The sequence below is a fragment of the Tenacibaculum profundi genome, from assembly GCF_052050075.1.
GTDB lineage: Bacteria > Bacteroidota > Bacteroidia > Flavobacteriales > Flavobacteriaceae > Polaribacter.
In genome coordinates this window covers 1,802,227-1,817,601 of record NZ_CP197225.1, presented here as the reverse complement: position 1 = coordinate 1,817,601, position 15,375 = coordinate 1,802,227, and the positions used below count along the sequence as shown (strand labels likewise).

Annotated in this window: 11 protein-coding genes and 1 tRNA gene; 6 read left to right on the top strand and 6 right to left on the bottom strand. The window is 31.2% G+C overall.

The genetic code is table 11. The features are described 5' to 3' along the window. Nucleotides 1-2 precede the first annotated feature (2 nt). The 6 genes from murC to ACSIGE_RS07405 all read left to right on the top strand — a co-directional run bounded on the left by murC (nucleotide 3) and on the right by ACSIGE_RS07405 (nucleotide 5,931). Entirely contained in the window at nucleotides 3-1,355 is a 1,353-nt protein-coding gene (gene murC / locus ACSIGE_RS07430; RefSeq protein WP_440882122.1) for a UDP-N-acetylmuramate--L-alanine ligase, read from the top strand. Between the two features lie 89 nt (nucleotides 1,356-1,444). After that, a complete protein-coding gene (locus tag ACSIGE_RS07425; RefSeq protein WP_440882121.1) occupies nucleotides 1,445-2,092 on the top strand; it encodes a cell division protein FtsQ/DivIB in 648 nt (215 codons plus the stop codon). Continuing rightward, a complete protein-coding gene (ftsA, locus tag ACSIGE_RS07420) occupies nucleotides 2,079-3,425 on the top strand; it encodes a cell division protein FtsA (protein ID WP_440882120.1) in 1,347 nt (448 codons plus the stop codon). The genes ACSIGE_RS07425 and ftsA overlap by 14 nt, the downstream gene beginning before the upstream one ends. Before the next feature lie 70 nt (nucleotides 3,426-3,495). Beyond that, on the top strand, nucleotides 3,496-5,361 hold the full coding sequence (gene ftsZ, locus ACSIGE_RS07415; RefSeq protein ID WP_440882119.1) for a cell division protein FtsZ: 1,866 nt from the start codon (nucleotides 3,496-3,498) through the stop codon (nucleotides 5,359-5,361). Between the two features lie 29 nt (nucleotides 5,362-5,390). Beyond that, nucleotides 5,391-5,840: a GatB/YqeY domain-containing protein gene (locus ACSIGE_RS07410; protein WP_440882118.1), complete on the top strand. Its 450-nt coding sequence runs from the start codon at nucleotides 5,391-5,393 to the stop codon at nucleotides 5,838-5,840. Between the two features lie 19 nt (nucleotides 5,841-5,859). Further along, a tRNA-Arg gene (locus ACSIGE_RS07405) sits at nucleotides 5,860-5,931 on the top strand. A gap of 223 nt (nucleotides 5,932-6,154) precedes the next feature. Here the strand turns inward: ACSIGE_RS07405 and ACSIGE_RS07400 are convergent. The 6 genes from ACSIGE_RS07400 to ACSIGE_RS07375 all read right to left on the bottom strand — a co-directional run bounded on the left by ACSIGE_RS07400 (nucleotide 6,155) and on the right by ACSIGE_RS07375 (nucleotide 14,877). Beyond that, the gene (locus ACSIGE_RS07400) at nucleotides 6,155-9,169 is read right to left on the bottom strand and encodes a non-ribosomal peptide synthetase (RefSeq protein WP_440882117.1); all 3,015 of its coding nucleotides are present in this window, start codon (nucleotides 9,167-9,169) and stop codon (nucleotides 6,155-6,157) included. A 12-nt stretch (nucleotides 9,170-9,181) separates the two neighbouring features. After that, nucleotides 9,182-10,213, bottom strand: coding sequence for an NAD-dependent epimerase/dehydratase family protein (locus tag ACSIGE_RS07395; protein ID WP_440882116.1), 1,032 nt, complete (start codon nucleotides 10,211-10,213; stop codon nucleotides 9,182-9,184). Nucleotides 10,214-10,249: 36 nt separating this feature from the next. Then, nucleotides 10,250-12,196: a fatty acid CoA ligase family protein gene (locus tag ACSIGE_RS07390; protein WP_440882115.1), complete on the bottom strand. Its 1,947-nt coding sequence runs from the start codon at nucleotides 12,194-12,196 to the stop codon at nucleotides 10,250-10,252. Between the two features lie 29 nt (nucleotides 12,197-12,225). After that, the gene (locus tag ACSIGE_RS07385; protein WP_440882114.1) at nucleotides 12,226-13,107 is read right to left on the bottom strand and encodes a 3-oxoacyl-[acyl-carrier-protein] synthase III C-terminal domain-containing protein; all 882 of its coding nucleotides are present in this window, start codon (nucleotides 13,105-13,107) and stop codon (nucleotides 12,226-12,228) included. Between the two features lie 13 nt (nucleotides 13,108-13,120). Beyond that, on the bottom strand, nucleotides 13,121-14,173 hold the full coding sequence (locus ACSIGE_RS07380; protein ID WP_440882113.1) for a 3-oxoacyl-ACP synthase III family protein: 1,053 nt from the start codon (nucleotides 14,171-14,173) through the stop codon (nucleotides 13,121-13,123). 77 nt (nucleotides 14,174-14,250) lie between these two features. After that, entirely contained in the window at nucleotides 14,251-14,877 is a 627-nt protein-coding gene (locus tag ACSIGE_RS07375; protein WP_440882112.1) for a GNAT family N-acetyltransferase, read from the bottom strand. Nucleotides 14,878-15,375: the final 498 nt, after the last annotated feature.

Genomic DNA, 15,375 nt, shown 5'->3' with positions numbered 1-15,375 from the left:
ATATGGAGTTAAAGCAGGTAGATAATATATACTTTATTGGGATTGGAGGGATTGGAATGAGTGCTATTGCCCGTTATTTTTTTGTTATGGGTAAAAATGTTGCAGGATATGATAGGTCGAGTTCTCCAATTACCGATTCCTTGAAGGAGCTTGGAGTAAGTATTCATTATGAGGATGAAGTAAAAAACATAGATCTACACTTTTTAAATAAAAAGGAAACTATGGTTGTTTATACACCAGCAATTTCCTCAGATCATCAACAACTAACTTATTTTAGAGCTAATAATTATATTGTTTTAAAAAGATCCGAAATTCTTGGAGAAATTACAAAAAATACATTTTGTTTTGGGGTTGCAGGAACACATGGAAAAACCACTACATCTGCAATTTTAGGGCACATAATGCAGCCCTTAAAGGCAACTTCTTTTTTAGGGGGTATTTTAGAGAACTACGATTCGAATTTGATTTTAGGGGAAGACTTGATTTCTGTAGTAGAGGCAGACGAATTTGATCGTTCATTTCTAGAGCTTCGCCCCAATATCGCTTGTATTACTTCAATGGATTTAGATCATTTAGATATATACGATAAGCCTGGCGCTTTGCATGAGTCCTTTAGAGAATTTGCAGGAAAAGTCTCGGATGCTTTAATTGTGGCTGAAGATTTACCAATTAAAGGTTTAACTTATGGTTTTGGAAATTCTGTGGCTTATCAAGCTTTAAATATAAAAGTAAGTGAAGGTGGTTACTTATTTGATATAAAAACACCTGGTACGATAGTTAAAGATATAAAGTTTCATTCAGCAGGAAGACACAATTTGATGAATGCATTGGCTGCTTTTACGATGGCAGATGTTTATGGTGTATCTTTTGAGATGATTAAAGATCAGTTGTTTAGTTTTAGGGGAGTTAAAAGAAGATTTTCATATAAAATTAAATCGGAAAAAGTAGTTTTAATTGATGATTATGCACACCATCCAACAGAGATAAAAGCAGTAGAGACTGCTATAAGAGAAATGTACCCTAGAAAAAAAGTGTTGGCTGTATTTCAACCGCATTTATATACAAGGACAAGAGATTTTGGGAATGAATTTGCCGATTCACTTTCAAAGTTTGATGAGGTCTTAATGCTTGATATATACCCAGCAAGAGAACAATCAATAAAAGAGATAACATCAGATTGGTTAATGCAAAAAATGACAATAAATGAAAAAAAAATAACCTCAAAGAATAAACTTATTGAGAATGTTTTAAAATCAAATGCGGATGTTATCGTAATGATTGGTGCTGGAGATATTTCTTTGTTAGTAGATAGAGTAAAATTAGGTTTAGAAAAAAAATACAGTTTATTAATTTGAGAAAGATTTCGTCCTACATAACGTTTATTGCATTAATTGCTTTTTTATTTTTTTTATATGGGTTTTCTATCGATAGAAATAGAGATAAGATGGTGGAAAAAATAGACGTTGAATTTGAAGAAGGAGATAATAACTTCCTGACGCATAGTATGGTTGATAAAATGTTAATACAAAATCGAAAATTTGTTAAAAATCAACCGAAAAGAGTAGTAGATTTACACTCTCTAGAGACTAGAGTTTCGATGAATCCGTATGTTGAAAAAGCTTCTGTTTTTTTAACAATAGATGGAATACTGAAAACCCTAATAAAACAACGTAAGCCTTTGGCTCGTCTTGTAAATGGCGATACGTTTTTTTATATTGATAGATTTGGAGTTAAAATTCCAATGTCAAGTAATTTTTCATCGAGAGTTCCGTTAGTCTCGGGAGTAGAGGATGCTACAGAAATCAAAGAACTTATAAAATTACTACAAACCATCGCAAGCGATGATTTTTTTAAAAAAGAGATCATTGCAGTCGAAAGAGAGTCGAACGGTGAGTATGTTTTTAATGTTCGTTCTGGAGATTATAGGGTAGTATTTGGAGGTAGCGAGTTTGCCTCACTCAAATTAAAAAAGTTAAAGGCCTTTTATAATAAGGCACTTATAGACGAAACCATTACGCGGTATAAATTAATTAACGTAAAGTATCACAACCAGGTTGTATGCACAAAACATAGTCATAATGGAAAACAATAGAATAGCAGTTGGTTTAGATATTGGTACAACCAAAATTGTTGCCATGATAGGTCGTAAAAACGAGTATGGAAAGCTTGAAGTTCTCGGTATTGGTAAAGCGAAAAGCCTAGGTGTGAAACGTGGCGTTGTTAATAATATTACGCAAACAATAAAGTCAATACAACAAGCGGTTGATGAAGCTCAAAGCGTTTCTGGATATCAAATAGAAAATGTTGTTGTGGGGATTGCTGGGCAGCATATTAGAAGTTTACATCACAGTGACTACATAACACGAGAAAAATCAGATGAAGTTATAGATAACTCTGATATAGAAAATTTAGTTGAACAGGTTCATAAGTTAGTGATGCTTCCTGGTGAAGAAATTATCCATGTTCTTCCACAAGAATTTAAAGTGGATAGCCAACCAGAGATTAAGGAACCAATAGGAATGTATGGCGGGCGACTTGAGGCTAATTTTCATGTTGTTGTTGGGCAGGTGTCTTCAATTAGAAATATTGGACGTTGTGTTAAAAGTGCAGGGCTTAGTCTTTCGGACATAACATTGGAACCACTCGCTTCAGCCTCGGCAGTACTTAGCCAAGAAGAAAAGGAAGCAGGGGTAGCCCTAATCGATATAGGTGGCGGTACAACCGATTTAGCTATTTTCAAAGACGGTATTATAAGGCATACTGCAGTAATACCTTTCGGAGGAAATGTAATTACTGAAGATATTAAAGAAGGTTGTTCGATAATTGAAAAACAAGCAGAGTTATTAAAGATAAAGTTTGGGTCAGCTTGGCCAGGTGAAAATAAAGAAACGGAAATAGTATCGATACCCGGTTTAAGAGGGAGAGAGCCTAAAGAGATAACACTAAAAAATTTATCTAAAATCATACACGCAAGGGTTCAAGAAATCATAGAACATGTTTATCTAGAGATCAAAAATTATGGACATGAAACACAGAAAGGAAAGTTAATAGCTGGAATTGTTTTGACAGGAGGAGGCTCTCAATTAAAACACCTAAGACAGCTTGTAGAATACATTACAGGGATGGACGTTCGTATTGGATACCCAAATGAGCATTTAGCAGGGGATTCTGATGATGTTTTATCCAGTCCAGCATATGCAACTGCTGTTGGTTTATTAATTGAAGGATTGGAAAAAGAAGAAGAAACAATTGTAGAAATGAAAAAAGAAGAAGAACATATCGTTTTTGAAAGAAAAGAAGAGGAAATAAAAACAGAAGATGAAAAAGAAGTCTATAAAACGGAGGAAATACAGAAAAAAAAATCAAAATCATTCTTTGAAAAGTTCACTGAAAGGTTTAAGGAATTTTTAGATAACGCAGAATAAATAGAATAAAACTCTAAACTTGTCCCCTGTAGAGTTAAATTAAATTAAAATCATTAAAAGAAAAGTTATTATGAGCGCAGAATTTGATAACATTTCATTCGACATGCCTAAAACACAATCTAATGCTATAAAAGTTATTGGAGTAGGTGGGGGAGGAAGCAATGCCGTAAATCACATGTACAATAAACAAATTCACGGAGTAGATTTCGTAATTTGTAATACTGATGCCCAGGCTTTGGAAAATAGTCCAATCCCAAATAAAGTTCAATTAGGTGCGCATTTGACATCTGGTTTAGGAGCTGGAGCAAATCCAGAAGTTGGTGCTCAAGCAGCAGCAGAAAGTATTCAAGAAATACAGCAGATGTTAAATGCACATACTAAAATGGTGTTCATTACTGCTGGAATGGGAGGTGGAACAGGTACAGGTGCTGCTCCAATTATTGCTAAAATAGCAAAAGATATGGATATTTTAACGGTTGGAATCGTTACGATGCCATTTCAATTTGAAGGAAGAATGCGCTCAAAACAAGCTCAGAAAGGTATTGATGAGTTACGAAAACATGTTGATTCACTTATTGTAATTAATAATAATAAATTACGAGAAGTATATGGTAACCTTGGTTTTAAAGCAGGGTTTTCAAAGGCAGATGAAGTTTTAGCAACTGCGGCTAAAGGAATTGCTGAAGTAATAACACATCACTATAAACAAAATATAGATTTACATGACGCGAGAACAGTATTATCAAATAGTGGAACAGCGATTATGGGATCAGCAAAGGAGGCTGGAGCTAACAGAGCTAAAAATGCTATTATTAAAGCTCTTGACTCACCATTGTTAAATGATAATAAAATTACAGGAGCTAAAAATGTACTCTTATTAATTGTTTCAGGAGCGAATGAGGTGACTTTGGACGAAATTGGTGAGATTAATGATTATATCCAAGAAGAAGCTGGTTATGATGCCAATATAATCATGGGAATAGGTGAAGATGATGCATTAGAAGATGGAATTTCCTTGACGGTTGTAGCAACAGGTTTCACATTAGATCAGCAAGGAGATATATCAAGTACTGAAATAAAAAAAATTGTTCATACACTAGAAGATGAGCAAAAGGCAACGTATAATTTCGAAGAGAAAAAAGTAGAGAAAGCCCCTACAATTGACGAACCTTTAACACAAAAGATTGATCAGAGGGTGGTACATGTTTTAAAAGAAGAGAAAAATGAAGAAAACCCTGATCTAGTTTTTACAACTGAGTCTATCAAGAACATTGATGTAGTTTATGATGAAGTTACTTTTAATTCTGTTTCTGAGGAAGATTTTATCATTACTAACGCTTCAAATACGAACAAAGAGGAAAATATTAAGGAAGAGAGTATTCAGCAAGATTTACTGTTTGATTTACCTTTAAACTCATTTGAGGAAATTAAGCCAAAAGTTGAAGAATCTACAATAGTAAAAACAACAGAGCAAATTAAAAATTTAGAAGTTGAGGCAGATGTTGTAGATTCGAAAAAAATACATAAACGATATATTTTAGAAGATTTTAAAGCTGAACCAACAATAGGAAAGAGCTCTATTCCAAAAATAGCTAAAGAAGAAGACGAGTCATTGAGGTTTGAGGTAAAAACAAGTTCCAAGGAGGATGAATTGAATTCAGAGTTAAATGAAGAAGGATCTCCTATGAGTTTAACTATTTTAGAATTACAAAGAAGGGCTCAAGAGAGGCGAGATAAAATGAAAGGATTTAATTATCGCTTTGCTGACAAAGTAAGTAAAAATATAGATGAAATTGAACGTCAGCCAGCATATAAAAGATTAGGAGTTGATATAGATGCTAATCAAGATATTAGTAAAATAGACAAGGCCTTAAAAAATGATAAGGATGACTTATTAAATTCAAACAATTCATTTTTACATGATAATGTAGATTAAATTTATCATTTTTCTAAACAAAACTTAGAATGAAAATACAGAAACAATTAACAGAAAAAATAAAAGAGGCCATGAAGTCAAAAGACGTATTGGCTTTAAAAGCATTAAGAGCTTTAAAATCTGCTTTTATGTTAGTAAATACAGAAAGAGGTGATGCAGAATTATCTGATGAGGAAGAATTAAAAATTGTTCAGAAACAAGTAAAGCAAAGAAAAGATAGTGCTCTTATTTTTAGTGATCAAGGTAGAGATGATCTGGCAGAGCCTGAACTCGCAGAAGCCTCTGTTCTTGAACAGTTTTTGCCAAAAGCTCTTAGCAAGGAAGAAATAGAAGAAGTTGTAAATGATATTATTCGAGATATAAAAGCAGAAGGAATAAAGGATATGGGAAAGGTGATGGGAGTTGCTTCAAAAAAATTAGTAGGAAAAGCTGATGGTAAAATAATTTCTACAATTGTAAAGAGTAAGCTTGTAAAATAGTATTTTTGCAAACAAAGAAGACCCAATAGTTTAATGGATAGAATATCAGATTTCGGCTCTGATGGTGAGGGTTCGAGTCCTTCTTGGGTCACGAAAACACTGGTTTAGTCCAGTGTTTTTTTATTTAGTAATTATAAAACTTTTTGTTTCACCATTTTTCTTAATTATAAAATAGATATAAGCTGATCTTGATTTACAACTAGTTTGTTTAACTGTTAGTTAGGTTAGCGTATAAGTAAATAACACAGTTTTATTTTTTTGAAAAAGAAAGTAATATTTTGAAGATATTCAATACTTAAATTATTACAAGAAAACTATATTTGATTTAACAGTTTACCTATTTTTTTTATGGTAGGAGTTTGAATAACTAAAGAAATTTTTTCCTTCCATTTTTTTATGTTTTTAGTATCAATTAGTTCTTTTTCTATACGATCTAAAAGAAAAAGCATACCAAGTGAGTCTCCCCCCAAGTCGTTAAATGAATCTTCTCTATCGATCTCATTTTTATCAATTTTCAAGATTTCAGAAAATATAACTAATAAATTCAACTCTTTTGAGTTTAATACAGAAGGAATCGGAACCTTTGTTTCTTTTACTATTTTTTTTGAGATCTTCAATAATTGTTTTCGATCAACTTTTCCATTTTTAGTATAAGGTATTTTATCTAATCCAATAAATTTAGATGGAATCATATATTTTGGTAATTGAGATGCTATTTGTTTTTTAATATCCCCTACATTTATATTTTTAGGAGTAAAAAAAGCTATAATTATTTTTTTAGTATTCTCGTTATCTTGCCGTGTCTCTTCTGTTATGAGCGATACATCTTCTAATCTAGGAGTATTTAAGATGGCATGTTGGATTTCTGGAAGTTCAATTCGTACTCCATTAATCTTTATTTGATGATCATTTCTACCTCTATAGTGTATTAAATCATTATCATCCAAAATAGCTAAATCTCCTGTTTTATAAAGTATTTCATCTGGGTAACTGGGATTTTTTATGAATGATTTTCTAGTTAATAAGAGATTTTCTAAATAACCAAATGATACTCCAGCACCACTAATGTATATTTCTCCTATCTTATTCCTTGGAACGATCTGTAAATTTTTATCCAAAATATAAATCTTTGTGTTATCAATTGGAGTACCTATAGAAACTGATTTTTTCGATAAATTAGTAGTATAATCTATTTTTAGGTAAGAAGAACTAATGGTCGTTTCTGTAGGACCATATAAGTTATAAATCGTAATATGGTTTCCGAAATTTTTGAAAGTATTTTGAACTATTGATCTGGTTAATTCTTCACCTCCAACATAAATACTTTGAATAGAGTGTGTAGCACGAATATGAATTAGAGAAATCAATTTTAAGTAAGCAGGAGTAAGTTTTACTGCGTTGATATTTGGATTATGAATAATTCTCGATAAGAGGTCCAAATCAAAAGGTTCTGGATATAAAGTAATACTTCCTCCTGAAAAAAGAGGAAAAATATTATCTAATGTACCATCGAAAGAAATGGAACTAAATAGCGCTAAATTTGCTGTTTGGTCTTTCGAAAGATAATTAATGGACCAATTAAGATAATTAAGCAAACTCTCAGTTCTTACACAAACTCCCTTTGGCTTACCAGTGGAACCAGAGGTATACAATACATAAGCTAATTCATTATTTCGAGTTGGTATTTCGTTTTTCTCATTGCGAAAGTTATCATATTTAAAATCATTAATTTTTATCTTTTGAACCCCTTCTGGGTAGGTCATCAATTGATCAGTAATGACAAGAGTAACTTTTGCATCATTCAGCATATATGTTACTCTATCTTTTGGGTAACTATCATCAATTAATAGAAACGCAGCACCAGTTTTTATTACGGCAAAAATACTTTTTATTAGATAGCTAGAACGTTTAGAGTGAATTGCTATGATAGTTCCTTTAGGTTGATAATTAGTAGCTAAAGCATTAGCAATTGCGGATAAATCACTGTAAAATTTCTCGTATGTTGTATTGCTATTACCTTCGCGTAAAGCTATTTTTTTAGGGTGCTTTTTTACTTCTTCAAAAAGCCATTTGTCTATGCTTTGATATGGGAAATCGTTTTTTTTATTTCCTTCTATGACTGAAGGTTTTGTGTTTTTAATGCGATCTTGTGAAAGTTGTAATTTAAAGTTTTTTAGTGATAAAGATAAGTCTTTTGAATCTGCTAGTTTACTTGGGACACTAATGCCGAGGTATGTTTGGTGATTGTTTTCTGAAATAACAAAAGAACTTGCTATATTAGGAAGGTGCATTGGATAAAAAAACACACCTTTAGGATTAAAGTTATCAAAGCTAAAGTTTTGTAATTCTATTTTACCCATATGTGAGATAATACCACTTAGCATGAAGCTACTATTATTAATTTGCTTTTTCTGTAGTTTTTTTTGTATGTAGTTTAAAAATACCACCGGTAGATAATGAAATATAGTATCATATTGACCTGTTTGTAATTCTTTTTTTTCGGCTAACTGTTCAATTAAGTCTACATAAATATCTTTCCATTCAAGATCTTTGGAATCATCAGTTTCAAAAAAAATAGGATTACTAAAATTACTTCCAGTTTGAATATTTGTTACATGCTTCCTTAGATCAACAGGAATCATGAAACGATTTATTTTTCCTTTTTTTAAAAAATAATGAATTAATCTGGCAACTATTGCTGTGTGTTTACCAGGTAGTTTGATAACTGTTTGTGTGGCTATATCATCAGTTTTATACCTTGTCTCTTTTTTTATAGCTGGAGTGGCATTTAGAGGATAATTTTTACGAAATGAATTTTTAGGACTGGTAGTTTTTAAAAATCCTTCGTCTGTTAAGGTACTTGTTGCGCCTATTATAGTCTCTTTTTTTAACGCTCGAAAAACGTCATTAACCCAAGATATAGCCCCTTTACCATCCATTGTCCCATGAAATACTTTAAAAATAATAAAAAACGAGGTAGCATTTTGTATTTGATATACGGAGCTTGTTGGACCTTTTTTGTAATCTATAGGCGCGTCAATAGCGGAATTCATTTTAGAAGAGAATTCTTTTTCTGATGATTTAGGTAAAGAAATTACAGGAGGATCAATACCAGAATCTTTCCAAAAAGAATGCATTCCTTTTTTTACAAGAATCAATCTACTATTTGGATGTCTTTTAGAGGCTATAGACACAGCTTTTTGTAATTGTTTTATAGCTATTGAATGATCACTTTCAATAACCATTCGAATACAAAAGGGAGGATATAATTGAGCTCCGGTCAAATATAGTCTCTCAGAGGCTGAAATTTTTCTTATGAATTCTTTCATAATTATTTATGATTAAACATGTTTTGTAAAAGCAGAAACACCCCCAATTTGATTGATCCAACTTAATAAGTTTTGAATACCTTGACGTTCATTTATAATAGGTTGATAGGCAAAATCTTCTTTAGCTTTACTAATGTTATAGGTGCTTTGTCGAGTTAATAAGCCCAATGAATATTTTGAAAGAGGCATAGATTTATGATGTTTCAAATACGGTATTTTCCATAAAATTTCAAATATTGAAGCTGCTAGTATTGGTATTTTTGAAGGAATTGTTTTGTTAATTTCAGGAAGCTCTAAAAGTATTGCTAGGTGATTAAGAAATGTCCAGACTTCAATAGTAGAATCATCTGTTATGAAATAGATATTACCACCAACTTTATCTGATTTACTTGCTAGTAAGCAAGCATGTGAAACATTGTATACATGACATAAGTCAGTTAAAACAGGTCTTCCTCCAGAGAGGTTTTTTAATTTGCCAGTTGCTATTCTTTTCATGAGTTTGGGAAGAAAACCAGTCTTATCACGAGGTCCCCATATGCCTCTTGGTCTGATGCTAGTTGTATAAATACCATAGCCATTTTGACTCAAAACATATTGCTCAGCTTTAGCTTTTGAATCACAATAATAGTTCATTGCTTTTCTAGGATATGGATATTGCTCATTAATATTAATTTGATCTTTAAATTCGGCTAATACACTTGGACTGCTAATAAATAAGAATTTCTGAACTCCATTTTTTTTAGCAGCAGTCAGTAAATTTTTAGTTGCTTCTATATTTGTTTTTTCAAAAGTTTTATAGTTGCCATAGTCCATTGCTCTTGCAGCTGAGTGTATTACAATATCAATGTCTTGAGTTGCTGAATGGCAACTTATTGGGTTTTCAATATCTCCATATACATAATCAATATTTTTTCCGTAAGTGGACAGATGTGTAATATCACTTGTTTTTCTTATTAGTACTTTTACCTGATGTAAATCTTTTACAAAGGCATCAACTAAATGTCCTCCCAAAAAACCTGAAGCTCCAGTAATTAGAATACGCATGATTTTATAAATATTTAATAGTTTATTTAATAGGGGTTACTTTGAAATTGTTTTCCACCAAGTGGCTCCAAAAATAAAAGTATAAATTCCAGATGCCCATTTAGAATATCCTTTATTAAAACCCTTAGAAATACCAATAGGAATTTGTAAGGAATGAACGACGACACTCAAAAAGAGGTCAATTGACCATATAATTATTAATAATGTACTTATAAATGGCTTAAAAATCCCCCAAAATATAAAGGCCCAACCTAAAATAGGAATAATCATTAGGTAGTGAAATTTTAGAAAATGAATGGGTTTGTCAATATCGCCTTCTGGTTTTTGGTCATAACGATATTGATATTTTTCTGTAAGTTCAATCCGTTTAATTTTAGAATTGTGCCTAATATCCACAGGTAATGAGCTGTCAAATATGACTTCATTTATATGCTCACTCTTTTCAATTTTGCTTAGCATTTTTAAAATTTCACTTTTAATTATTACTTGTGATTTTTTCTTAGTGCTATTATTTGTTAATTCAATACAGATGATTGTTTTTATGCTTTTTGATTTAGTTTTGATACCAATTAAAGCACTTCGGTATACTTCTGGGTGTTGGTTTACAATACCTTCTATTTGCACTGGATATAAAGTTTTAATCGGGGCTGTAGATTTTACAACATGTGATTTTCGTCCACAGAACCAGACTTTTTCTTCTTTGTCTATCCAGCCTAGATCACCTGTTCTATGCCAGAAAGAACCGTTATCATAAATTTTATGTAATGCAGTAGCTTCAGGATTATCAAAATAAGAAGGGCTAATATTTTTTCCTTGTACAATTAATTCGCCAATAGTATTTTTTCCTAATTCTTGAGTTTGATCCAAATTTGTTATCACCTCATCAGTTATAGGAATTACTTTGACTTTAACACCTTCAACTGCTTTACCTATACAGCTACCATAACCTTTATGTGTTTTGTCAAGGGTTTGATTCAGAATTTTTTTACCCGTAATTGTAGTGAGTGGCAATCCTTCAGTAGCGCCCCATGTAACATTTAATTTTTCTGAATTTGTAAGTAATTTAGTCACATTTTTTAATGTTTCTGTAGTGATAGGAGCTCCCCCCGAAATTACCGATTTCAAGGAGTAAAGTTTTATGTTATTTTCAACTCCAAACTTAGAAACTTGATGTAATAATGCTGGAGAGGCAAACATTGAGGTTACGTGGAATTTTAAAATCGGTTTTATTATATTTCTAGGATTAACTTTAGCCGGCTTAGTAGGGTCCATATAAGGTAAAATACTTGTACATCCCATAAGTATATTAAGTACGCCAAATAAAGGTACAGTAACTAAATTGATACTTTTACTGGAGTTTTTAAATACACAATAATTCATGGAAGCCATTGCCTCGATCATACCATAGGAAAAAAAGACACCTTTTGCAGGTCCAGTGGTTCCCGTGGTAAAATTAATAATAGCTAATGCTTTTTTATTTGTTTTGGCTATTGCTACTTCTGAAGCATGGGTATTCTTTTTATGAGGTTTTGAAAGTTTCGAAATTAAAGTATTTCCTTTCACAAGAATACTAATCGTAATTGTTTTAAATGTTTTTGGTGAAAATTTTTTAATGATATGAGGAATTCTTGTCCCTATAAAGGCTGTTGGTTTTATTGTTTTATAGCAATGTAACAGCCTTTTAATTCCCATTCCAGGATCAACAATTACCGGAACTGCCCCCACTTTAAATAAAGCAAAAACTAAGGCAAATAATTCTATAGATGGCTTTATCATTATAATTGTTTTATCACCTTGTCTAAGCCCTGAATCAAATAAATGTTCAGCAAAACTTGTAACCATTATTTCTATTTCTTTGTACGAATAAGATTTATAGATGACTGTTTCATGATTTTTAACTCCTAACTCAAAAGCTGTTTTTTGAGGATAAGATGTACTATGCTGATAAAATATATTTGCTGGATTATATTCAAGTTGTTTCATTGTGTGTAATAAAATGGGGGTTGTTAACATTATAATTTATACCATGCAATTGAGCAAGATAAACCTCCAGTTCCTCCAACAAACAAGACATTTTGATTCTTTTTAGCGAGTTCTTGTTCGAGTAAATGCTCAAACCCGATAGCAAAGCAAGAGGTATGGGGATTTCCAAATTTCTTCAAAGAAATAACTTGGTCTTCTGGTATTCCAGCTATTTGAGCTACTTGGAAAGAAAAATCAGAAGACTGTTGCGTTGTTATGAGTAGTGTATTAGAAACGTTAAGTTGATTTTTTTTCATATACGCTAAAACCTCATTTCCTAAAAAGATACCTAACTTTTGAATGTAATTAGCGTGTTGAACAATCGTGATATTAGTTCTACTTGATGTGGTGTATTCGTCTAGATCGATATAGCCTTCGAAACCAATTTCCAAATCTTTTGTATTTGTAAAGTAAAAATTTTGAAAGCCTTTATTGGTGTCTTTTGATTTTTCAAGTAAGAATGCCCCACCATACTTTGTTATAGGGAAGTTTTTGTCTGATTGACCTCCCGGGTGGTTATCTGACGAAACAACAAGACAGTAATTTTTATCTTTTGTTTTCATGAAATTAGAAGCTACATGAAAAGCATTGATAGCTCCAGAAGCTCCGTTCATTAAATCAAAACTAAAAGTAGTTACAGGGGTATTAAATTTAATAAAGTCAAGATTGATTTCTGATTTTTTTTGGATGAGTGCAGCCATAGAAGGCTCTACCATATTTTCATCTCTATAGATTCCAACATTAATTAGATAATCAATTTCTTGATGATTGATATTTGTTTTTTTTAAGCAAGATGCAATAGCTTCTGTTGCCAATTGTATAGAACTATTACTAGCCGTACTAGTACCAACAGCTGTTATTTTTAAGTTCATAAAAATGTGTTTTTTATTTTTTTAAATTAGTTATTTTAACAGATAAACAACCTGTAATAATTCCTGATGCAGCTGGTATAGCTAGTACTTTTGAACCAGGTTTTAATTTGCCATTACTTAAGTTATGATATAACGAAATAAAGTGTGAGGTAGTGGCAGTATTACCGTATTTTTCTACGCAATTCAGGGGTTCTGCAAGTTTAAAGCTAGAAGATTCTTCAATATATTTAGTGAAATTTTTAATCGCTTTTAATCCTACTTGATGGTGGATAATCCAATCAAAATTTTCACTTTCCATAGATCTTCCTGTTTCCTTGTAATATTTTTCAATAAAATGTGCAAATAATTCAATTCGATCTTTTTTATGCATTTCATTATTATCTGTGTATAAAGCAAAGCCCGCATTTAAATCGCTTGGTTTTCCAATACATAATTCGGCATGTTCCGCAGCAGTTAATAATTCAATATAATCGATATAATCATGTTCGTCTTCTGCTTCATCAATTATTACAGCAGCTCCAGAATCACCAACAGTTAAAGAACCAAATTGAGAGTCCCATGGATCATTAATTTCCTTCTTTGCTGTTTCTGCTATACAAGTAATATTTTCTCCACTCACTACTAAACCCGTTTTTATGGCTCCAGACTTGATCATTGAATTTATAATATAGATACCAGTCATCATACCAGCACATGCATTTGATATATCAAAATAAATGGCATTTTCCATCCCTAAAGTTGTTTTGATGTAAAGACTCAAAGGAGGTTCGAAAAGCTGCTTATTACTGCCATTATGAAATCTTGAGATGGAAGGAACAATTATTAAATCTATATCTTTAGCTTCATATTTAGATTTGCTTAGGCAGTCTTTAACAGCTTGTAGCGCAATTTTATAACACGATTCGTTTTTAGAATATACCCTTCTTTCCTCTATTCCTGTAATTTTTTTAAGGTCAAAAGGTTGTTTGTTTTTCATTTCTGAAACAGTTTCTTCTATTGTCTCTATTTTTTCTGGGAAATAGATTCCAAGACTTTCAATTCTGTTTTTTTTATCAATTTTTTCCATTTTTTAATAAATATAGATGTTCAAAAAAGTTAAATATTTGTTGTTTAATTTTATGTTTCTAAAAGTTTTGTAACAAGCTAAAAAATGTATTCCATTCTTCTAGTTCCTGTGAATTTTTTATCCTTTCTTATATAGTCTCGATTTTCAGTTATTTTAAATCCTAATTTTTTATAAACATTAAGAGCATTTTCATTGTCGTAAGAAACATCCAATTCAATTTGTGCTAAAGGTTCTGATTTGATAGTATCAGTTAATGTGTTAAAGTAGTATTTAAAGATTCCGGTTCCACGAAAATTAATGTCAGTGCATATGTTAGCTAGGTATATACTTTCTTTTTGAGGTTCAATAAATAAGTGTGAAATTCGTAAGCTTCGGATTAATATTTTTGTGGCATTTATCCACCCATGATATTTATAGGATAGTTGAATTGTTTGTATGGCAAGACGTCTAAATTCAGTTCCTTTATAAGAAGTTGCTGTAAATACTATTTTCTCATTAAGTATACAAACTGTTTGTTTTTTGTATCCAAAAAATCCCTTTCCACTCTTGAAACAATACTTAATAAACTCCAGTGGAGTAGCATCTTTTAAAGTATAGTTGAAATCAAAAGATGGTTTCGAAGCTTCATAGATAAGTAGACAAACAATATCAGAATCTTGGGGGCTAGCTTTTCTAAAGAAAAGCTTTTTATTATTAGGGGTCATGACTTTTTTATTTTTGAAAAAAACTAAATATTAATATTGTTTTTTGTTTTGTAATTAGTGTTTTAAATATTCTTTAATAAAAAAATAAATAATTATTGTTCATATAACTTGTATGAGGTTATTGTTAAAAAAGTATTATAAACCAAAGACTTTCATCTTCATTTATCAAAAAAATTACAATGTTCAATTTGAGTCTGTTTTTATTTAAAGTGTTCTTTTACAGACTTTAAAGCATGTAGTTTTTATGGTTTGTTAATGATTTTGAAAATTTATTTTCTACGGACTAATGATAGTATAGAAGATAAATTTCGGGGTTACCATTCTTGTTACTAAATCTTCTTTGAAAAATTAATGGTTGTAGTACTTTTTATCGGATCGTATTGAAGTTGTTTTTTCTTTTTAAGAAAGATGTTTATTATTGTTCGGGGGCGTAGCATATTGTATTATTTAGAGGGGTGTAATTTATTACAAAATTATAATGGTTAATTTTTTGAGTTG